The sequence below is a fragment of the Streptosporangium roseum DSM 43021 genome, from assembly GCF_000024865.1.
In the GTDB taxonomy this organism is placed as follows: domain Bacteria; phylum Actinomycetota; class Actinomycetes; order Streptosporangiales; family Streptosporangiaceae; genus Streptosporangium; species Streptosporangium roseum.
Map to the genome: position 1 here is coordinate 2373453 of NC_013595.1, position 20958 is coordinate 2394410.

At 73.0% G+C, this 20958-nt stretch carries 13 protein-coding genes; 11 read left to right on the top strand and 2 right to left on the bottom strand.

Features of this window, described 5'->3' with window-relative positions:
* The first annotated feature begins 61 nt into the window (after window positions 1-61).
* From SROS_RS10650 to SROS_RS10680, 7 genes are read left to right on the top strand one after another with little or no spacing between them, the layout of a single operon-like run.
* The gene (locus SROS_RS10650) at window positions 62-1513 is read left to right on the top strand and encodes a class I adenylate-forming enzyme family protein (protein WP_012888930.1); all 1452 of its coding nucleotides are present in this window, start codon (window positions 62-64) and stop codon (window positions 1511-1513) included.
* Window positions 1510-2916: a condensation domain-containing protein gene (locus tag SROS_RS10655; protein WP_012888931.1), complete on the top strand. Its 1407-nt coding sequence runs from the start codon at window positions 1510-1512 to the stop codon at window positions 2914-2916. Before SROS_RS10650 ends, SROS_RS10655 begins: the two co-directional genes overlap by 4 nt.
* A 3-nt stretch (window positions 2917-2919) precedes the next feature.
* Complete coding sequence (locus SROS_RS10660; protein ID WP_012888932.1) at window positions 2920-3150, top strand: phosphopantetheine-binding protein; 231 nt, start codon at window positions 2920-2922, stop codon at window positions 3148-3150.
* The gene (locus SROS_RS10665; RefSeq protein WP_012888933.1) at window positions 3143-4066 is read left to right on the top strand and encodes a thiamine pyrophosphate-dependent dehydrogenase E1 component subunit alpha; all 924 of its coding nucleotides are present in this window, start codon (window positions 3143-3145) and stop codon (window positions 4064-4066) included. Before SROS_RS10660 ends, SROS_RS10665 begins: the two co-directional genes overlap by 8 nt.
* A complete protein-coding gene (locus SROS_RS10670; RefSeq protein ID WP_012888934.1) occupies window positions 4057-5040 on the top strand; it encodes an alpha-ketoacid dehydrogenase subunit beta in 984 nt (327 codons plus the stop codon). The genes SROS_RS10665 and SROS_RS10670 overlap by 10 nt, the downstream gene beginning before the upstream one ends.
* Entirely contained in the window at window positions 5033-6286 is a 1254-nt protein-coding gene (locus SROS_RS10675; RefSeq protein ID WP_012888935.1) for a 2-oxo acid dehydrogenase subunit E2, read from the top strand. The genes SROS_RS10670 and SROS_RS10675 overlap by 8 nt, the downstream gene beginning before the upstream one ends.
* Window positions 6283-11772, top strand: a complete 5490-nt coding sequence (locus SROS_RS10680; RefSeq protein ID WP_012888936.1) for a non-ribosomal peptide synthetase/MFS transporter — start codon at window positions 6283-6285, stop codon at window positions 11770-11772. Before SROS_RS10675 ends, SROS_RS10680 begins: the two co-directional genes overlap by 4 nt.
* A 1258-nt stretch (window positions 11773-13030) precedes the next feature.
* On the opposite strand, the gene SROS_RS10685 is transcribed toward SROS_RS10680, so the two are convergent.
* A complete protein-coding gene (locus SROS_RS10685; RefSeq protein WP_012888937.1) occupies window positions 13031-13639 on the bottom strand; it encodes a TetR/AcrR family transcriptional regulator in 609 nt (202 codons plus the stop codon).
* 87 nt (window positions 13640-13726) lie between these two features.
* Here SROS_RS10685 and SROS_RS10690 point away from each other — a divergent pair, with 87 nt between their 5' ends.
* Window positions 13727-14572: an NAD(P)H-binding protein gene (locus SROS_RS10690; RefSeq protein ID WP_012888938.1), complete on the top strand. Its 846-nt coding sequence runs from the start codon at window positions 13727-13729 to the stop codon at window positions 14570-14572.
* Between the two features lie 293 nt (window positions 14573-14865).
* Here the strand turns inward: SROS_RS10690 and SROS_RS10695 are convergent, their stop codons facing one another.
* Window positions 14866-19728, bottom strand: coding sequence for an ATP-dependent helicase (locus SROS_RS10695; protein WP_012888939.1), 4863 nt, complete (start codon window positions 19726-19728; stop codon window positions 14866-14868).
* Here SROS_RS10695 and SROS_RS10700 point away from each other — a divergent pair.
* The 3 genes from SROS_RS10700 to SROS_RS10710 all read left to right on the top strand — a co-directional run bounded on the left by SROS_RS10700 (window position 19723) and on the right by SROS_RS10710 (window position 20910).
* Window positions 19723-19977: a hypothetical protein gene (locus SROS_RS10700; protein ID WP_043651759.1), complete on the top strand. Its 255-nt coding sequence runs from the start codon at window positions 19723-19725 to the stop codon at window positions 19975-19977. The two genes, SROS_RS10695 and SROS_RS10700, sit on opposite strands and share 6 nt — an antisense overlap.
* Before the next feature lie 181 nt (window positions 19978-20158).
* Window positions 20159-20647 (top strand): VOC family protein, encoded by a 489-nt coding sequence (locus SROS_RS10705; protein WP_012888940.1) that lies wholly within the window; start codon window positions 20159-20161, stop codon window positions 20645-20647.
* A 68-nt stretch (window positions 20648-20715) separates the two neighbouring features.
* Window positions 20716-20910, top strand: coding sequence for a DUF3046 domain-containing protein (locus tag SROS_RS10710; protein ID WP_012888941.1), 195 nt, complete (start codon window positions 20716-20718; stop codon window positions 20908-20910).
* The last annotated feature ends 48 nt before the right edge of the window (window positions 20911-20958 follow it).

Genomic DNA, 20958 nt, shown 5'->3' on the forward strand with positions numbered 1-20958 from the left:
GTGACTCGGGTGCCCGCACACGCCGGGCTCGTATACATCCGATCTTTATTGGGAGGTTCACATGGTGAACCTGACCGTTCCCCAATTGCTCAGAGACCGGGCCTCCGCCGACCCCGACGGGGTCGCGCTGATCGTGCACGGCTCGGCACCGCTCACCTATCGCCAGTGGTACGAGCGGTCCGCTGTGATCGCGAACGGCCTGGTCGCGCGCGGTGTCACCAAGGGCGATCGGGTGGGTCTGGTCTTCGGGAGCGCGGACTGGGCGGACTACGCGGTGGCGTTCTGCGGGGTACTGGCGGCCGGAGCCGCCGCGGTGCCGCTGTCGGACCGCCTCGCCTCCGCTGACCTGCGCTTCATGCTGGAACACTGCGGTGCGGCCGGAGTGATCCATGCCGGCGGGCTCACCGTGCCCGAGATCGGATGGAGCGCCACGCTCGACGGCCTGCGGACCGAAACGTCCTATGAGACGGCCGATCCCGCGCCCGGAGACCTCGCGCAGATCCTCTACACCTCCGGCACGACGGGCCGCCCCAAGGGGGTGTCGGCCACCCATGCCAACCTGGCCTACGGCTGCGGCGCCAGGCGCCGCCCGTTCGCGCACTCCGCGCACCTGCTCCACGCCTTCCCGATCGGCACGAACGCCGGCCAGGCCATGCTGATCAACGCGCTCGACGCCCACCCGGCCGTGGTGACGCTGCCGCGCTTCACCCCCGGCCGCTTCGCCGCGCTGATCGAGTCCTACCGGGCGGGGACGGTCTTCCTCGTCCCCGCGATGGCCATCGAGCTGATCAACGCCGGAGTCGGCGAGCGGCACGACCTGTCCGGCGTGCTGCTGCTCGGCTCGGCCGCGGCGCCGCTGCCCTCGGCCGTCGCCCAGGCGCTGACCACGGCCTTCCCCAACGCGACGATCACCAACTACTACACCTCGACCGAGGCCGCCCCCGCTCAGACGATCATGATGTTCGACCCGGAGCGGCCCGGCAGCGTCGGCCGCGCGGTGGCCGGCGGACGGGTCAGGATCGCCACCGCGGAAGGCACGCCGCTCGCGCCGGGGGAGACCGGCGAGGTCTGGATGCGGTCCCCGGCCGTGCCGCGCGCCTACTACGGCGATCCCGGGAGCGGGACCTTCCGCGACGGCTGGGTGCGGATGGGCGACCTCGGCCGCATCGACGCGGAGGGCTACCTCTACCTCGTCGACCGGGAGGGCGACGTGGTGAAGTCGGGCGCCTACAAGGTCTCCACGATCCACGTCGAGGAGGCCGTCTACCAGCACCCCGACGTGGTCGAGGCGGCGGCCTTCGGGGTCCCGCACCCCGTGCTCGGAACCGTCGTGGCCGTCGCCATGGCCACCCGAGCCCCGCTCACCCCCGAGGAACTGCGGATCTTCCTCAAGGACCGGCTCGCCCCGCACGAGCTGCCCGCGCACGTGACCACCGTCGACGCCCTGCCGCGCAACAACGGCGGGAAGGTCGACAAGCGGGCCCTGCGCCGGAGCATGGAGGACGTGCGATGACCGGCGGCACACCGGCCCCGCGGGAAGGCGGGGCCGCCTTCACCGGGCAGGGGGCGGGCGACGTCGCCCGGGGGGAGACGGGCGGGGGCGCCCCCTCCCGAGGGGAGGCCGCCCTCTCCCGGCACGAGGTCACCTTCACCCAGCAGGGGATGTGGGTCACCGAGCAGGCCGTGAAGGTGGGAACGGCCTACCACATGCCGCTCCTCGTCCACCTGCGCGGCGAGCTCGACACCGGCGCGCTCCTGGCGGCCTGCGCGGCGGTCGTGGACCGGCACCCGATGCTGCGCGGCGTGGTGGCGGAGGTGGACGACGAGCTGCGGCTCGTGCCCGGCGCCGAGATCCCCGTACGGCGGGCGCCCGGCTCTGCGAGCGGGTCCCCGGACGGCGCTCCCGGTGGTTCCCCGACCGGCTCCCCGGACGGCGCTCCGGGAGCGGAAGGGGCGGAGGGCCTGGACGCGGCCGTGCGGGAGGAGATCCTGCGCGACTTCGACCTGGAGCACGGCCCCCTGGCCAGGTTCACCCTGTTCGAGACCGGCCCCGGGCGGCACCTGCTCGTCTTCGTCGCCCACCACCTGATCTTCGACGGCCAGTCCAAGGACATCCTGGTCCGCGACCTGGCCGCGTTCTACAACGGCGAACGGCCGCCCCCGCTGCCCGAGATCGACCATGGCCGGTCCGAGCGCGACCGGGTGGCGGCCATGCTCCCGGCCGCGAAGGAGTTCTGGGCACCCCGGTGGCGTGATCCGGGCGAGACCGTGCTGCTGGGCCGGGCGCTGCGGTCCCGGCGGGCGGGCGAGGGCCGGGTCCTGCGGCTCACCGCCGACCCGTCGGTCCCCGGGCTCACCCGGTTCGAGGTGCTGCTGGCCGCGCTGCACGTCCTGCTCTCCGGGTACGGCAACGCCGAGGTGACCACCGCCGTCGACCTGTCCACCCGGCCGGCCGAGGCGGTGGACCACATCGGCCTGTTCGTCAACGAGCTCCCGGTCGCCTCCGCCCCGTCCCCGGAGGCGACCTTCCGGGAGTTCGCCACCGGGCTCCGCGCCGAGCTGCGCCAGGTCTACCGGTTCCGGCAGGTGCCGCTGACCCGGGCGATGCCCCGCATCCGGCCCCACGCCGCGCTGGTCCCCGTCTCGGTCAGCTACCGCACCCGCCACGAGGCCGACCCGGTGTTCACCGGACTGGACGCCTCGGTGGAGTGGACGGTCTTCAACCACGCGGTCCGCGGCGCGCTGCACCTGCAGTGCGTGGACGGTCCCGGCGGGCTCACCATCAGCCTGCGTCACGATCCCGAGGCGGTCCCGGACGCCCCACGGGTGGCCGATGACCTGCGTCTCCTCCTGGAACGCGCCACCCACGACCCCGACCTGCCGCTCAAAGAAATACTGAACGAAATTCTGGAGTAAGAGATGGGTTCCGTCACCACCCTCACCGAGCAGGTACGCGAGATCTGGGAGGAAGTCCTGGGCATCTCGCCGATCGACGACCACGACGACATCTTCGACCTGGGCGGCCACTCCCTGACCATCACCCAGATCATCGCCCGCATGCGCAAGCGCCTGGACATCGAGGTCTCGCTGGACGCCTTCTTCGACAACCCGACCATCGCCGGGATCGTGGAGTCACTCGGCGATGACTGAGACCCTCGACCGGCTCCGCCTGTCCCGCCTCGGCGACGACGACCTGGAGCTGCTGCTGCAGGTGCGGCACTTCGAGCTGAAACTCCTGGAGCTGTACGGCAGGGGAGAGCTCAACGGCACCACGCACACCTGCCTCGGCCAGGAGTACGTCCCGGTGGCACTGCGCCCGCTGCTCGGCCCGGCCGACCACGTCTTCAGCAACCACCGGGGCCACGGCCACTACCTGTCCACGTTCCGGGACCCGCACGGCCTGCTCGCCGAGATCATGGGCAGGGAGGGCGCGGTCTGCGGAGGCGTCGGCGGCAGCCAGCACATCCACCGCGACCGCTACATGTCCACCGGCGTGCAGGGGGAGAGCCTGCCCGTGGCCGCCGGGGTCGCGCTCCACCTCAAGCGGACCGAGCCCGGCACGCTGGCGTGCGTCTACATCGGCGACGGCACGTGGGGCGAGGGGGCGGTCTACGAGGCGCTGAACCTCGCCGCGCTCTGGGAGCTCCCGCTGCTGGTGGTGGTGGAGAACAACGGCATCGCCCAGTCCACCCCGACCGCGTCGCAGATGGCGGGTACCGTCGGGAGCCGTGCGGCGGCGTTCGGCATCCGGCACCACCTGGTCGTCTCCACCGACGTCAACGAGATCCGGGCCGCGCTCACCCCCCTGGTCGCGGGGGTGCGCCGGGCCCGGCCGCTGGTGGTGGAGTTCGTGACCCACCGGCTCGGCCCGCACAGCAAGGGCGACGACATCCGTCCGGCCGGCGCCGTACAGGCCGCCAGGGACAACGACTGGTACGACCGCTACGCCCGCGATCACCCCGACCAGTTCCAGCGGTTCGACGGGCAGGTCAGGGCGGAGATCCAGGCGATCGCCGACGAGGTCGCCGCCCGCCCGCCCTCCCGATGGGAGGGATCGTGCGCGTAGCCGAGAACCTGAACGCCGCCCTGCACGGGCTGCTGGACGACGATCCCACCGCCTACATGATCGGCGAGGACATCCTCGACCCGTACGGCGGCGCCTTCAAGGTCACCAAGGGCCTGTCGACCCGCTTCCCCGGCAGGGTGATCGGCACCCCGATCAGCGAGGGCGCCCTGACCGGCGTCGCGGCGGGGCTGGCGCTGACCGGCAACACGGCGGTGGCCGAGATCATGTTCGGCGACTTCGTGGCGCTCGCCTTCGACCAGCTCTGCAACTTCGCGAGCAAGTCGGTCTCCATGTACGGCAGGCGGCTGCCGCTGCGGATGGTGGTGCGCTGCCCGACCGGCGGCGGCCGGGGTTACGGCCCCACGCACAGCCAGAGCCTGCAGAAGCACTTCGTCGGCATGCCGGGGCTGTCGCTGTATGAGATGTCCCCTTTCCACGACAACCGCGCCGTGCTCGCCGCGATGCTGGAGCGGGGCGAGCCGTGCGTGTTCTTCGAGGACAAGGTCCTCTACACCCGGCAGATGGACCAGGTCGACCCGCTTTTCACGGTGCGCCGTGAGGGCGAGCTGGCCGTGGTCGACCTGCGCGGCCCGGACGCCCGGCCCGACTGCGTGATCATCGCGCCGGGCGGGATGGCGCACCGGGCGCTGGCCGCGATGCGGTCCCTGCTGGTGGAGCAGGAGATCTCCTGCCGGCTGCTGGTCCCGTCCCGGCTCTACCCGCTGGACGTCGACACGCTGCTGCCGTTCCTGGGGGAGGTCGTCCTGGTCGCCGAGGAGAGCACGGCCGGCGGCACCTGGGGCAGCGAGGTCGCCCACCTCCTGCACGCCCGCCTCTGGGGCCGCCTGCGCGGCCCCGTCCGCCTCGTCCACTCCCGGGCCAGCGTGATCCCCACCGCCGCCCACCTCGAGAACGAGGTCCTGGTGGGGGAGTCCACGATCCACCACGCCGTACGAGAGGCCCTGCGTGGCTGACATCCGCGTCCCCAAGCTCAACAACAACGACACCGAGTACCTGGTCGTGGAGTGGCTCGTCGAAGACGGCAAGCCCGTCCAGGCAGGAGACCCCGTCGCCGTCCTGGAGACCTCCAAGGCGGCCGACGAGCTGGAGGCCGCCGAGCCCGGCCACCTCCACCACGTGGCCGGGCTCAACACCTGGATCGCCCCCGGCGCCGTCCTCGCCCGGATCACCCCCGAGGCCGTCCCGGAGGCCGTCCCGGAGGCGTCCACCGACGCGCAGGCCGCCGCCGGGGCGGTTCCCGCTTCCGCCGCGGCCTCGGACACGACGCCCGCTCCCGCGGACGTCCCCGCGACCGGCGCCCCGGTCATCACCGACCCCGCCCGCGCCCTGATGGACGCACTCGGGGTCACCGTCGCCCAGGTCACGGCCCTGGGCCTGCCCGTCATCCGCCGCGTCGACGTGGAACGCCTGGCCGGGAGCGCCGGCGCGCCGCCGGCCACCGGCGGGCACGCCGGAGCCGACGGCGGGGATCCCGGACAGGTCCGAGCCGCCGGCGGTCCCGCCCCGCAGGCGGGGGAGCGGGCCGGAGCGGAGGGTTCCGACGGTACGGCGGGCACGCATCCGCTCTCCAGGGTGCAGCGGGCCGTGGCCAGAGCGGTCACGACCTCGCACGGGACCATCCCCGCCGCCTACACGGTGGTGAAGTTCGACGTGGGGCCGCTGCTGGAGCGGACCAGGGGGCTGAGCAGGGAGGTCCGCAGGCCGGTCGGGCTGGCGGAGCTGTTCGTCCAGGCCGTGGCCGCGCTGCATCCGGCGTTCCCGCTGTTCTTCGCCTCGATCGACGGGGACCGGGCCCGGCCGGCGGAGGCGCCCCGGATCGGCGTCACCTTCGACATGGGCCAGGGCCTCTACGTGCCGGTCGTCCACGACACCGGATCGCTCCGGGAGATCGCCGACACGCTCATGCGCTACCGGCTGGCGGCCACCGAGGGCGACTTCCGGGAGAGGGACCTCACCGGCGCCAACATCGCCGTCACCCTGCACACCGACGCCGACGTGATCCTCGCGATCCCCTTCGTCTTCCCCGGCACGGTCTGCGCGCTCGCGATCACCTCGCCGCAGCCCGAGGTCGTCCTCGGCGAGGACGGCGCCGTGACGACGAGAACCGTCGCGAACATCGGCCTCGCCTACGACCACCGACTGATCAACGGCCGGGACGCCGCGCTGTTCCTCGCCGCCCTCCGGATGGAGCTGCATTGACCGAGACGACGCTGTCGGACGCCAAGCGGGCGCTGCTCGCCCAGCGGCTCCGGCGCCGGGAGGAGTCCCGGACCATCACGGCCCGGGCCCCGGGAACCACCCCGCCCCTGTCCCACGCCCAGGAACGCCTGTGGTTCCTGGAGCAGTACCGCCCCGGCACCACCACCTACACCGTCCCCGTCGCGGCGCGCCTGCGCGGGGACCTGGACGCCACCGCGCTGCGCCGGGCCCTGGACGAGATCGTCGCGCGCCACGAGGCCCTGCGGATGCGCTTCCTCACCACCGAGGACGGCACCCCCGAACTCGTGGTCGACGGGCCCCGCCCGGCCGAGCTGCGCGTCACCGAGGCGGCGGACCTGGAGGCGGCGGTCGAACTGCTCGACGCCGAGCTCGCCACCCCCTTCGACCTGGAGCACGGCCCGCTCTTCCGGACCGTCCTGGTACGGCTCGCGCCCGACGACCACGTGCTGCTGATCGCCGCGCACCACACCGTCATCGACGGCTGGTCCAGCGACGTGATCATCCGTGAGCTGCTCGCCCTGCACGACGGCGCGACCCCGCCGCCCGCCCCGGTCGGCTACGGCGACTACGCCCTCTGGCAGCGCGGGCGCGAGCACCGCGGCGAGATCGACCACTGGCGGGAGAAGCTCGCCGGCCTGCCCGCCATCGAGCTGCCCACCGACCGGCCGCGCCCGGCCGAGCAGGGGTACGAGGGAGCCGCCCTCGACTTCCGGCTGGACGCCGACCTCACCCGGCGGCTCACCGACCTGGGCAAGGCCGCCGGGGCGACGCCGTACATGACGCTGCTGGCGGCCTTCCAGGTGCTGCTGGCCCGCTACTCGGGACAGGCGGACTTCGCGGTCGGCTCCCCGGTCGCGGGCCGCGGCCTGCCGGAGCTGGACGGCGTCGTCGGCATGTTCGTCAACACGCTGGTGCTCCGCGCGGACCTGGCCGACGATCCGTCGTTCAGCACGTTCCTGGCCCGCACCCGCGAGACCGCGCTGGACGCCTTCGCGCACCAGGAACTCCCGTTCGACCAGCTCGTCAACGAGCTGAACGTGGTCCGCGACGTGAGCCGGTCGCCGCTCGTCCAGGTGACGTTCGCGCTGCAGAACTTCAAGGCCGGCGAGGAGGACGGGCGGGTCTCGTACGTCACCCTGCCGGCCAGGACCACCCGTTTCGACCTGGGCCTCTACCTGTTCGAGAACCCTGACGGGCTGGTCGGGAACTTCACCTACAGCACGGCGCTGTTCGATCCGGAGACCGTGGAGCTGCTGGCGTCCCGGTTCGAGGCACTGCTGCGGTCCATCGTGGCGTCGCCGCGTACGCGGGTCGGAGAGCTCTCCCTGCTCTCCGAGGACGAGCGGGACCTGGTCCTCGGCTTCGGCTCCAGCGCCGCCCCGGCACCCGCCGGCCACGACCTGCTCCACGACCTCGTCACCGCGCAGGCCGCGCTGACCCCCGGCGCCACGGCCGTGGTCTGCGGCGACTCCCTGACCTACGCCGAGCTCGACGACCGCTCCACCCGGATCGCCGCCCTGCTGAGGAACCGCTACGGCGTCGGCCCCGACACCCGGGTCGGCGTGTTCCTGGAGCAGTCCACCGACCTCGCGGCGGCCGTCATCGGCGTCCTGAAGGCGGGCGGCTCCTACGTCCCCCTCGACCCCAAGCAGCCCCGCGACCGGCTGGCCCACATGCTCGGCGACGCCGGAGCCGTCGTCGTCGTCACCACCTCCGCCCTCCGCGACCTGGTCCCGGGGCCGCCGGCCGTCTGCCTGGACGAGGAGGCCCTGCGGGAGACCGCGTTCGAGGCGCCTCCGGTCACGGCCGACCACCTCGCGTACGTGATCTACACGTCGGGGACGACCGGCCGGCCCAAGGGCGTCGGGGTGCAGCACCGGCAGGTGCTCACCTACCTGGCCGGGGTCAGGGAGCGGTTCGAGGTCGAGCCCGCGGCGGTCTACACGCTGCTGCAGTCGCTCTCGTTCGACTTCGGGGTGACGATCTTCTACCTGTCGCTCATGACCGGCGGCGAGCTTCACCTGGTCGACCCGCAGTCGCCGGTGGAGGAACTCGCCGGGCAGCTCGGCCGTACCGACTACCTGAAGATGACCCCGTCCCATCTGGCCTCGCTGCTCGCCGACCCCGACATCGCCGACCCGGCCGACCTGCTCCCGCGCAAGCTGCTCGTCCTCGGCGGCGAGGCGTCCAAGTGGAGCTGGGCGCGGGAGCTGAGCGCGCACACCACCGTGGTCAACCACTACGGCCCCACCGAGGCCACGGTCGGCATCTCCACCCACGCCGTCACCGGCGAGGCCGAGCGGTCGCTGAACCTCCCGATCGGCAGGCCGCTCCCCGGCGCCCGGGTCTACGTGCTGGACGAGCATCTGCGGCTCGTCCCGCCCGGCATGACCGGCGAGATCTACCTCGGCGGCGACCGGCTCGCCAGGGGATACCTCGGGCAGCCCGGCCTGACGGCGGACAGGTTCCTGCCCGACCCGTACGGCGAGCCCGGCGCGCGCATGTACCGGACCGGCGACCTCGGCCGCTGGCTGCCCTCGGGCGACCTGTGCTTCCTCGGCCGCCGTGACCTCCAGGTGAAGGTCCGGGGCTACCGGGTGGAGCTGTCGGAGATCGAGTCGGTCCTCACCGACCAGCCCGGCGTCGCGCACGCCGTCGTCGAGCTGCGCCAGGACCGGTTGATCGGCTACCTCGTCGGAGAGCGGACCAGCGTGAGCGAGCTGCGCGCGGCGCTCGGCGAGCGGCTCCCCGAATACATGATCCCCGCGCGGTTCGTCTGGCTGGACGAGCTGCCGCTGAAGTCGCACGGCAAGGTCGACCGGGCGAGGCTGCCCGAGCCCGACGAGGAGCGGCCGGACCAGGAGGCCGGGTTCGTCCCGCCGCAGACGCCCGTCGAAGAGGCGATCGCGGGGGTATGGGCCCAGGTGCTCGGGCTGGTCCAGGTCGGCGTGCTGGACGACTTCTTCGACCTGGGCGGACATTCGCTGCTCGCCGCACAGGTGGTCGCCCGCCTGCGGAAAGCCCTTCCCGCAGGCGGGCGCCAGGTAAGCATCCTGGACCTGTTCAAGCACCGGACCGTCCGCGAGCTCGCGCAGCTCGTCGAGGCCGGTGACGACGGCCCGCGCATGCTCCTGCACCGGCTCACCCCGGTCCGCACCGCCACCTCCACCCTGGTCTGCGTGCCGTACGGCGGCGGCAGCGCGGCCATCTACCAGCCGCTGGCCGACGCGATGCCCGCGGGCTGGGCGTTGCACGCGGTCGCCGTCCCCGGCCAGGAGATGGGGCTGATCGAGGAGACCCGGCCGGTGGCCGAGGTCGCGCAGGGCTGCGTGGAGGAGATCCTCAAGGGGATCCGGGGGCCGCTGGCGCTGTACGGCCACTGCGGGCTCGGCGTCATGCTGACCGTGGAGATCGCCCGGCGCCTGGAGGCGGCGGGACGGCCGGTCGAGGCCATCTATCTCGGCGGAATCTTCCCCTTCGCCCGGCCCGCCTCGACGCTGGCCTGGCTGTCGAACCTGACCGACCGCCTCCGCAGCGACCAGGTCTGGGCCAACGCCCTCCAGGCCGCCGGCCTCGACGTCGAGGACCTCGACCGGGACCAGCTCAAGTTGATGATCGACAACCGCCGCCAGGGGACCAAGGAGGCGGAGCGCTACTTCACCCGCCTGTTCGAGGAAGGCGTCGAACCGCTCAGGGCGCCGATCATCTCCGTGGCCGGCGAGCGTGACCCGGCCACCGAGTTCTACCAGGAGCGCTACCGCGAGTGGCACCTCCTCACCGACTCCACCGCCGTGGTCGTCCTGGACGAGGCCGGGCACTTCTTCCTGAAGTACCGGGCCGAGGAGCTGTCGGCCATCGTCACCGGCACCCACCGGGCCATCGCCTCCGGCGAGACCGCCGCGCTGGGCCGTACCGGCAGATCCACCTGGTGGCTTGAGGGGATCTCCGACCAGCACGCCCCCGAACGGCCCGGCTCCGGCTCGGGCGAGGTCGTGTCGGACGGTTCCAGCCCGGGTGTCGGATGGGAGGACATACCCGCTCCCCGCGTAGCCGGGCACGGGGCGTCCACCCCGTACGGGACGCGGCAGGAGCCGAAGCCCAGCATGAAGCGGTTCGCCACGGTGGCGGCGGGACAGCTCATCTCGATCATCGGATCGTCGCTGACCGAGTTCGCGGTCCCGCTGTGGATCTACGTCACCACCGGGTCGCTCGCCAGGTTCGCCCTGTTCTCGGTCCTCGCCCTCGTCCCCGGCATGCTGGTGTCCCCTCTCGCGGGAGCCCTCGTCGACCGCTACGACCGGCGCAGGGTGATGCTCGCCGGGGACATCGGCGCGTTCGGCACCCAGCTCGCCCTCGGGATCCTGCTGTGGACCGGAAACCTCCAGGTCTGGCACATCTATCCGCTCCTGGTGCTGCTGTCGGTCGCGCTGACCTTCCAGCGCCTCGCCTACAACTCGGCCGTCCCCCAGCTGGTCCCCAAGCGCTTCCTCGGCCACGCCAACGGCGTCGTCCAGATGGTGACCGGCACCGCCCAGCTCGTCGTCCCGCTGGTCGCGGTCGGCCTGATGGCCGTGATCGGCCTTGAGGGCATCCTCGTCCTGGACGTCGTCTCCTACGTCTTCGCGATCGCGGTGCTGCTGTTCGTCCGCTTCCCGAAGACGATGGCCTGGAAGCGCAGGGAGTCCCTGGTCTCCGAGATGGTGGAGGGGTGGAGGTTCTCCTGGGGCAACCGGGGCTTCCGCGGCATGCTCTTCTTCTTCGCGGTGCTGAACATCTTCCTGTCCCCGCTGTTCCTGCTCATCTCACCGCTCGTCCTGGGCTTCGCCACGCTCCAGGACGTCGGCCGGATCTCCTTCGCCGGAGGACTCGGCGTCTTCCTCGGCGGTCTGACCATGACCGTCTGGGGCGGCCCGCGGCGGCAGCGGCTGCGCGGCGTCATGCTCTCCACGGTGGTCCTCGCCGTCTTCTGCCTGATCACCGGCCTCCAGCAGAACCTGCTCGTGATCGCGATCGGCGCGTTCGGCATGTCGTTCTGGCTGACCATGCTCAACGGCGTCTACGCCACGATCATCCAGGTCAAGGTGCCGCAGCGCTTCCACGGCCGGGTCATCGCGCTCAACACGCTGATCGCCTGGTCCACCCTGCCGATCGGCTTCGGCCTGGTCGCGCCGTACGGCAGCGCGGCGTTCGAGCCGCTGCTGCTGCCCGGCGGCCCGCTGGCCGACACGGTCGGCCTGGTGCTCGGCACCGGTGAGGGCCGGGGCGTGGGCCTGATGTACGTGCTGTTCGCCATCGCCATCGCCGTCACCGCGCTGGTCGCGATGCGCACCCGGACCCTGTCCCGGTTCGACGTGGACGTGCCGGACGCGCTCCCCGACGACCTGGTCGGGTTCCAGACCCTGCAGAGGCGCCATGGACAGGAGCGGCACGAGCCGGTCGCGGAGGTGCCCGCCCTGCGGACATGAGCCCGCCGAGGGCTCCCGGTAGGGGCAGGAGCAACGCCGCCCCGTCCCCGCCGGGAGCGACGCCGCCCCGTTCCCACCGGGAGCGACGCCGCCCCGTTGCCGCCGCCGGGAGCTCCCGCCCCCGCCGCAACACTCCACCCCCGGGAGCCCCCGCCCCGACCGCCGGGAGCGACGTCTCGTCCCGTCCCCGCCCCGGCCGCCGGGAGCCCCCGCCCCGGCCGCCGGGAGCGCCGCCGCCCCGTCCCCGCCGGGAGCTCCCGCCCCCGCCGCAACACTCCGTCTCCACGGCAACACCCCGTCCCCGCCGGAAACCCTCGTCCCTGCCGAAGGCACGGCCCACACCGGGAGCCGGTCTCGACGGCGGGTGCCGGGTCATGTCCAGGGACGTGGTGTATGACACCTCTCATCTCTTCCTGCGCGGTGGCCGGTCATCGGAGAAGGCGGGCCGCCGTACGGGGTGAAAGGCGCGGCGAGGGCGGGGGAGGGGCCGGGGGCCGTTCATCGGCGCGGCGTCGCACGGGGTCGCACGGGGCGATTCCCGCTGCGCGGGCTACAGCCCTGGCCGGTGTGGACGCGGGCCACCGTAACCGCCTCCTCGACCACCCCTGGGTGAACAAAAGCCTTCCCTGACCACCCCTGGATGGACAAAAGCCGCTTACCGCCCCCTGTCCCCCTCTCACAGGGCGGGCCGCCACAACCGCCTCCCCGACCATCCCTGGGTGAACAAAAGCCTTCCCTTGACCACCCTCGGATGGACAAAAGCCGCTCACCGCTCCCCCTGCCCCTCTCGCAGGGCATGCCGCCACCGTTTTCCATGATCTGTTGGGATTGGCCGCGCCATGGACCGCCAATCCCAACAGATCATGGAAAATCTCCGATCATGACCTCCGCCAAGGTCGCCCGGCGCCCGTTACATCCCGCTTTGCCCCTGGGCTTGCCCTCCCCGTCACCCTGCCCGCGGACCTGGGCCGCCCAGAATTGGCCTGTCACTGATGAATGGCCCCCGGCTGCCCGCGGACCTGGGTCGCCCGCAGCTGGCCCGTCGCCGATGAGCGGCCTCCGGCTGCTCGCGGACCTGGGTCGCTCGCAGCTGGCCCGTTGCCGATGAGCGGCCCCCAGCTCCGCACTCGCCCTCGCCGCGCTTGTCCCCTCTGCGGCGCAGAGCTTTTCAATGGCGATCGGCACCAACCCCGGCTGCTCATTCACCACGACCGTGGACGCGACCGAGACCGGGGGCGGGAGCCGGTGGGTATGCATGTCACAGGGGTGCGGGCTCGCCCGGCAGCTCGGTGGTCCCGCCGGCCCGCAGGCCGTCGAGCATCAGGTGCAGGAATCTGGCGGGCTGGGCGCCCACATGTGCGGGCAGTTCGGCGGGGTGGCAGGTGAAGACGTTGAGCAGCATCACGATGTCACTCGTACCGGCATCCGTGCGCATCGCCCCCGCGGCCTGGGCGTCGCGCACGAGGCCGTCGAGCAGTTCGATCCACTCCTCGCGGGACCTCGCGAACTCCGGCGTGGACAGGAACGTCTCGGTGTCCAGGTCGGCGAGCGCGGTGGCGAGGGCGCCACGGCCCGGATCGGCGCACCAGATGACGAGCGAGCGCAGTGCGGTCCAGGCGTCGGGCCCTGTCTCGGCAGCCCTTCGCGCGGCGTCGACCAGCTCGTGGATGTAGTGGTCGCCGATGGCGGTGATCAGCGCGCCGCGGTCGGGGAACCGGCGGTAGAGCGTGCCGACGCCGACCCCGGCGCGGCGGGCGATGAGCTCCATCGGCGCACCGATCCCGCGCTCGGCCACGACGGCGCAGGCCGCCTTAATGATCTTATCGAAGTTGCGCCTGGCGTCCGCGCGCAGTGGTTGTTCCGGCATTGGAGCCCCGCTCCGAAGTGGACGATCGAATTCCGCTTAGTGTAGCTTCCGTGAAAGCGGAATTCGATCGTCCACTTAGGGGGCATCATGATCGTGGTGACTGGCGCGACCGGAACGATCGGCCGGGCGCTGATCGACCGGCTGCGCGCGGCGGGAACGGCCGTCGTGGCGGTGGTCCGGCGGCCCGAACAGGGCGAGTCGCTCGGCTGCGACTACGTCGTCGGTGACTTCGACCGGCCCGAGACCATCGGGACGGCGCTCTCTCCCGGCGACCGGCTGTTCCTGAACAGCTCGCTGTGGCCCGGCTTCGTCCACCGGTACCGCGAGGTGATCGACCTCGCCCGGTCGGCCGGCGTGGGCCAGGTGGTGAAGGTGTCCGTGCGCGGGGCGGAGCCGGGGGCGCTGCTCGGCGGCGGAATGCACGGCGAGGTCGAGGCGCACCTCAAGGCGTCGGGGCTGGCCTGGTCGATCCTGCAGCCGGTCGGGTTCATGCAGAACCTCCCCGCGGAGGTCTCCTTCCAGGACGGTGAGGGCCGTTTCTACGGCTCCTACGGTCCGGGCCGGGTGGGCTACATCGACGCCAGGGACATCGCCGACGTGGCCGCGGTCCTGCTCACCCGGCCGGTCGGGGCGGATCAGACCTACGTCCTCACCGGCCCCGAGGCGCCGACCCACGACGAGATCGCCGCGGCCGTCAGCGGCGCGCTCGGCCGGACCGTCCGCTACATCGATCTCCCGGTGGGGGAGCTGACCGGCCATCTGGAGCGCCAGGGCCTCCCCGGCCCCGTCGCCCATGATCTCGCCGAGCTCATGGCCCAGGTCGGGGACGGCCGCTGGTCCACCACCACCGAGACGGTCGAGGCCCTGACCGGCCGCCCGCCCCGATCCCTCGCCCGCTTCCTCACCGACCACACCGCAGCCTTCCGGCTGTGACCCTCGCCCCATCGGCGAGGCCTCCATGCCCCCGGGTGGCAGGTCGCTCCCCCTGGCAGGACAGGTCGCTCCCCCATAGCAGGAGGAGACCCGCAGGGGCGGCCCCCGGCGATCGGTGCCGCCTCCGGGCTCGTCGGCACGGGCCGCTCTCCTTTCGGCAGGCGGGGATCGTCAGGCCCATGGGTGGCTGGCATCTCCGCCCTGGCAGGAGGAGACCCGTAAAGGCCCCCGGCGATCGGTGCCGCCTCCGGGCCCGCCGGTGCGGGCTTCTCCCCTCCGGCAGGCGGGGATCTCTAGGCCCGTAGGCGCAGGCCTCTCGGGGTCGGGTGGAAACCGGCGGCCTCCAGGGCGGCGCCCAGGGGGGAGTCGTTGATGGCGGTGCCGTCCGCGCGCTCCACGGTCAGCTTGCCGAGGGCGCCGTCGCGCACGGCCAGGGCCAGGGCGTCCACGGCGGGCTGGAGGCGGTCGTCGTCGGTGAACGACAGCAGGGTCTTGCCGCCACGCTCGACATAGAGCACCAGGTGCCCGTCCACGAGCACCACCAGCGATCCCGCCTTCCGGCCCGGCTTGTGGGAGATCTCTCCGGGATGGGCGGGCCAGGGCAGCGCCGCGCCGTACGGGTTGGCCGGATCGGCCGCCGCCAGCACCACCGCGCGCCGGCCGTTCCCCTCCGGCCTCCGGGAGCTCCACGGGTCGGGGCCGGGCGCCTCGGACCGCGGTGGCGTGGCGGCGGCGCGCATGCGGTCGACGGCTCCGGGGAGGGCGAACTGTGCACCGCCCAGCCCCTCGACGAAATAGCCCCGGCGGCATCGGCCGCTCTCCTCGAAGGCGCGGAGCACCTGGTAGACCGCGGCGAATCCGCCGGGCAGGCGTTCGGCGGCGACCGCGCCCCGCGTCACCACGCCGTGCCGCTCCAGCAGTGCCTCGGCCTGGGCGTGCGCCCGCTGGGTCGGGTCGTCCGCGACCCCGGGCAGCAGCCACCAGCGACCGCCCACGGTCGGTGGCCCGCTCCGGGTGGGCAGCACCGGCCGCCGCCTGCGCGTCGTGGCCGGGCGGTGGGCGGGTCGGCCGGTGCCGAGCGTGGCCCGCAGCGGGGCGAGCGTGTCGCCGGTGATCCGGCCGGCCCACACCAGGTCCCACACCGCGGCGGTCAGCATCCCGTCGTCCGGGACCGGACCGGCCATGAGGGATCCGACACGGCCCGCCAGCTCGCGGAAGAACAGCGCCCCTCCACCGCTGAGCACCTCAAGGACCGCCTCGTGCAGCGGGGTCATGGTGATCTCGACCGGATCGGGCATCAGCAGGGGGGCGGTGTCGGCGAAATACAGCGCCACCCAGCCGTCCCCACCCGGCAGGGACCCCTGCCCGGCCCAGAGGACCTCGCCCGAGGAGGTCAGCTCGTCCAGCAGCGACGGGTCGTATCCGGGGACCCGCGAGGGCAGGACCAACGTCTCCAGCGCCGACGCCGGCACCGCCGCGCCCTGCAACTGCTCGACCGCGCTCACCAGCGCGTCGATCGGCGGCCTGCCCCTCTGCGGGGCGCCGCTGATGCCGTGCCAGGCGGGGGCGAAGACGGCGAGGGTCTCGGGGGAGACCGGCTCCACCTCCTTGCGGAGCCGGGCCAGGGACCTGCGGCGAAGCATCCGCAGCACCCCGGCGTCGCACCACTCCTCTCCCCGGCCGCCCGGCCTGAACTCCCCGCTCACCACCCGGCCCGAGACGGCCAGGCGGCGCAGCGTGTCGGTGACGACGGCCGGGCCGAGCCCGAACCTGGCGGCGGCCGTACTCGCCGGGAACGGGGTGCGCGTGCGGGCGTGCCTGGCGACCAGGTCGCCCAGCGGGTCGTCCACCGGCTCCAGGAAGGTGTGCGGCACTCCCACCGGCAGCGGTACGCCGAGCGCGTCGCGCAGCCGGGCGGCGTCCTCGATGGCCGCCCACTGCTCCTGCCCGGCCACCCGCACCCGGATCGCCCGCCGGGCGCTCTCCAGACCGGTCAGCCAGGCCGGATCCCCCTCGCGCAGGCTCACGTCGGCCGCGAGCAGGGGGCCGTGCGAACGGAGCAGGTCGGCGAGGTCCTCGGCGTCGCGGAGCGGCCGGTCCAGCCGGGCCAGCTCGCGCTCGGTGTCGGCGATCACGTCGGGGTCGAGCAGCTCGCGCAGGTCCGCCTGGCCCAGCAGCTCGGCCAGCAGGCTGGTGTCGAGCGCGAGCGCCTGGGCGCGGCGCTCGGCCAGGGGGGCGTCCCCCTCGTACATGAACGCGCCGACGTAGTTGAACAGCAGCGACGCCGCGAACGGCGACGCCTGGGAGGTCTCGACCTCGACCAGCCGCACGCGCCGCGCCGAGATGTCCCGCATGAGCCGGATCAGCCCCGGCACGTCGAACACGTCCTGCAGGCACTCGCGCATCGTCTCCAGCACGACCGGGAACGAGCCGTACCGGCCGGCCACGTTGAGCAGGTGCGAGGCCCGCTGCCGCTGCTGCCACAGCGGGGTGCGCTTGCCGGGGGTACGGCGCGGCAGCAGCAGGGACCGTCCCGCGCACTCCCGGAAGCGCGCCGCGAACAGCGCCGAGCCGCCGAGCTCCTCGGTGACGATCTGCTCGATCTCCTCGGCGTCGAAGACCGCGACGTCCGACGGGGGACCGGAGAGCGTGTCGGGGATGCGCAGCACGATCCCGTCGTCGGAGTGCACGGCCTGGACGTCGACGCCGTAGCGCTCCCGCAGCCGCCGGCCGATCGCCAGGGCCCATGGCGCGTGCACCCGCGCCCCGTACGGCGAGTGCACCACGACCCGCCAGTCGCCCAGCTCGTCGTGGAACCGTTCGACCAGCAGCGTCCGGTCGTCCGGCACGTATCCGGTCGCCTGCCGCTGCTCGGCCAGATAGGAGAGCAGGTTGGCCGCGGCGAACTCGTCGAGCCCCGCCGCCCTGATCCTTTCCATGGCGCCGTCCCGCGCCGGGTCATCCTGTCCTGCGGAGCCGGGCTTCCCGCCGTCCCGGGCCGGGTCCTCCCGCCCGGGGCCGGGCCGCGTGCCGTCCCCCGCCGGATCGCCCGGCTCCGCCGAGCCCGGCCTGGCGGCGTCCCGCGCGAGGCCCCCCTTCCTGCCGGATCCCGGCCCGGCGCCGGAGCCGGCGCCGGACATCTCGCGCAGGAACGCGCCGATCGCCCTGCCCAGCTCCGCCGGGCGCCCCGCGTTGTCGCCGTGCCAGAAGGGCAGCTTGCCCGGCTGCCCGGGGGCGGGGGAGACCAGCACCCGGTCGGCCGTGATGTCCTCGATCCGCCAGGAGGTCGCGCCCAGCACGAACACGTCCCCCGCCCGGGACTCGTAGACCATCTCCTCGTCCAGCTCGCCCACCCGCGAGGCCTTCTCCCCGACCAGGAAGACGCCGAACAGCCCCCGGTCGGGGATCGTGCCGCCGTTGGTCACGGCCAGCCGCTGGGCCCCGGGCCGCCCCCGCAGGGTGCCGGTGACCCGGTCCCACACGACGCGCGGGCGCAGCTCGGCGAACTCCTCGCTCGGGTAGCGCCCGGCGAGCATGTCGAGCGTCGCCTCCAGGGCGCCGCGGGGCAGCGTCCGGTACGGCGCGGCACGCCGTACGAGGGTCTCCAGGTCGTCCACCGTCCACTCGTCCAGCGCGGTCATCGCCACGATCTGCTGGGCGAGCACGTCGAGCGGGTTGCGCGGGTAGCGGAGCTCCTCGATCTCGCCGCTCTTCATCCGCTCGGCCACCACGGCCGTCTGGACCAGGTCGCCGCGGTATTTGGGGAAGATCACACCCCGTGAGACGGCTCCCACCTGGTGGCCGGCCCGGCCGATCCGCTGCAGGCCGCTGGCCACGCTCGGCGGTGACTCCACGCAGGCGACCAGGTCCACCGCGCCCATGTCGATGCCGAGTTCCAGGCTGGAGGTCGCGACCACCGCCGGCAGCCTCCCGGACTTGAGCGCCTCCTCGATCTGGGAGCGCTCCTCCTTCGACACCGACCCGTGGTGGGCCCGCACGATCTCCGGGACCGTCCCCTTGGCGGCCCCGGCCTGCGCCATCATCGCCGCCGGGGTGGACAGGGACGCCGGCGGCGCGGGGAAGCCCCCGGCCCAGTGCGCCGGCTCCGAAGGCTCCGGCGGCTCCGCCTCTCCGGCCCTGCGCTCCCACGCCAGCTCGTTGAGACGGGTGCACAGCCGCTCGGCCAGCCGCCGGGAGTTGGCGAACACGATCGTCGAGCTGTGCTCCTCGATCAGGTCGAACAGCCGCTCCTCCACATGCGGCCAGATGGACCGCCGGGCCGGGGGCTCCAGCAGCCACTGGTCGTCGTCATCGGGCCGGGAGGGGCGCGGAGCGCTGTCGAGCTCCGTCATGTCCTCGATCGGGACGACCACCTTGACCTCGATCGTCTTCTCCGAGGGCGGCTGGATCACCGCCGCCGGGCGGGGGCCGCCGAGGAAGGCGGCCACCTCGTTCACCGGCCGCACCGTCGCCGACAGGCCGATCCGCTGCGCGGGCTGGGGGAGCAGGGCGTCGAGCCGCTCCAGGCTGAGGGCCAGGTGCGCGCCGCGCTTGGTGGCCGCCACGGCGTGCACCTCGTCGACGATGACCGTCTCCACGCCCCGCAGCGCCTCGCGGGCCTGGCTGGTCAGCAGCAGGAACAGTGACTCTGGGGTCGTGATGAGGATGTCCGACGGCCTGGCCGCGAACCGGCGCCGCTCCTGCGGCGAGGTGTCACCGGACCGGATCGCCACCGAGATCTCCGGCACCGCGAGCCCGAGCCGCCGCGCGGTCTGCCGCATTCCGGCCAGCGGCGCCCGGAGGTTGCGCTCGACGTCCACCGCCAGGGCCTTGAGCGGCGACACGTAGAGCACCCGGCACTGCCCGGCGGGCGCGTCGTCCTCGCGTGAGCGCCTCCGCCCGCCCGCGGCGTCCTCGGCGGGCCCGCCCGTCGCGGCCGCGCGCTCGGCGGCCAGCCGGTCGAGCGACCACAGGAACGCGGCCAGCGTCTTGCCGGAGCCGGTCGGCGCGACCACGAGGGTGTTGTCCCCCCGGGCGATCGACGCCCACGCGCCCTCCTGGGCGGCGGTGGGCGAGGCAAAGGCTCCGGTGAACCAGTCCCTGGTCACAGGGGTGAAGTGGTCGAGCGCTGATCCGGTCACGGCTCCATAGTGCATTGCCCCACCGACAGAATCCGCCGGCGTGACGGGCACCGCGGGCTGCTCCTCCGCGTCGACCCGCACGAGTGGCTGTTCGCGCCCTCCGGCTGCGCGGCCCTGCTCTGCCGTGCCCCCGCCTGGCCCGCGCCGTACGTACCCGGGATGCCTCTCGCCTCGACGTTCCGCGCCGTATGCACCCGGGATGCCTCTCGCCTCGACGTTCCGCGCTCCGAGGGCGACGAGTGGAACCCCGCCGACTACGCCTGACACCGACCGGCGGGGAGGACGGGACCGTCGCCAGGTACGCGTTCCCGCACTCCGGCACGTCCATGGAGATGGTGGCGGAGACCCTCGCCACCATGGCGTGACGGCTGGGGAAGGTTCATCGCGTCCTGTCGGGGAGATAGAGATCAGACGAACACCCGACGCATTGAGCGGTGAGCCAGCGATGAGCATCGACCATCCGGCAGTGGAGACGGTACGCGAGCGGATCAGGGCGGAGCACCTGCGGGAGCACCGCCCGCCGAGCAGCGCGAGGGGCCTGCACCACTTCGCGCTGATCTCCTCGGACGTGGAGACGACGATCGCCTTCTACCAGGACCTGCTGGAGTTCCCTCTGACGGAGATCTTCGAGAACCGCGACCACCGGGGATCGAACCACTTCTTCTTCGACGTCGGGAACGGCAACCTGCTGGCCTTCTTCGACTTCCCCGGCCTGGACCTCGGTCCCTACAAGGAGGTCCTCGGCGGGCTCCACCACATCGCCGTCTCCGTGGACCCGTCGACCTGGGAGCGGCTGCGGGGCAAGCTGGAGGCCGCGGGCGTGCCGCACCGGATCGAGAGCGGCGCGTCGATCTACTTCAGGGATCCCGACGGAGCCCGCCTGGAACTGCTCGCCGACCCGCTGGGCGAGATGTACGGCTCCCGCGTCCTCTGAGATCCGGCCGGGACCGGCGGGAGGCATCTCCGGTCATGAGCACGACGGGGAGGGGCCACACTTGGAGCATGCGCCTCTCGGAGTTCTGGAACCGGATGAAACTGCACTTCGGTGACCCGTACGCGGAGTCGTGGGCCCGCGACTACGTCATCGCCGATCTCGGTGGCCGGACGGTGAACCAGGCGCTGGCCGACGGCATCGCCGCCAAGGAGGTCTGGCGGGCCGTGTGCGGGGTGTCCGACGTCTCCGCCCGGCTGCGCTGAAGGGCGCGGACCAGGGCACCTGGGCCGGGGAGCGCGGGACCTGCGGGC

Coding starts and splice junctions, on each gene's coding strand:
- SROS_RS10665 (WP_012888933.1), top strand. CDS start 3,143: ATGACTGAGACCCTCGACCGGCTCCGCCTGTCCCGCCTCGGCGACGAC.
- SROS_RS10660 (WP_012888932.1), top strand. CDS start 2,920: ATGGGTTCCGTCACCACCCTCACCGAGCAGGTACGCGAGATCTGGGAG.
- SROS_RS10650 (WP_012888930.1), top strand. CDS start 62: ATGGTGAACCTGACCGTTCCCCAATTGCTCAGAGACCGGGCCTCCGCC.
- SROS_RS10655 (WP_012888931.1), top strand. CDS start 1,510: ATGACCGGCGGCACACCGGCCCCGCGGGAAGGCGGGGCCGCCTTCACC.
- SROS_RS10710 (WP_012888941.1), top strand. CDS start 20,716: ATGCGCCTCTCGGAGTTCTGGAACCGGATGAAACTGCACTTCGGTGAC.
- SROS_RS10695 (WP_012888939.1), bottom strand. CDS start 19,728: ATGCACTATGGAGCCGTGACCGGATCAGCGCTCGACCACTTCACCCCT.
- SROS_RS10705 (WP_012888940.1), top strand. CDS start 20,159: ATGAGCATCGACCATCCGGCAGTGGAGACGGTACGCGAGCGGATCAGG.
- SROS_RS10690 (WP_012888938.1), top strand. CDS start 13,727: ATGATCGTGGTGACTGGCGCGACCGGAACGATCGGCCGGGCGCTGATC.
- SROS_RS10685 (WP_012888937.1), bottom strand. CDS start 13,639: ATGCCGGAACAACCACTGCGCGCGGACGCCAGGCGCAACTTCGATAAG.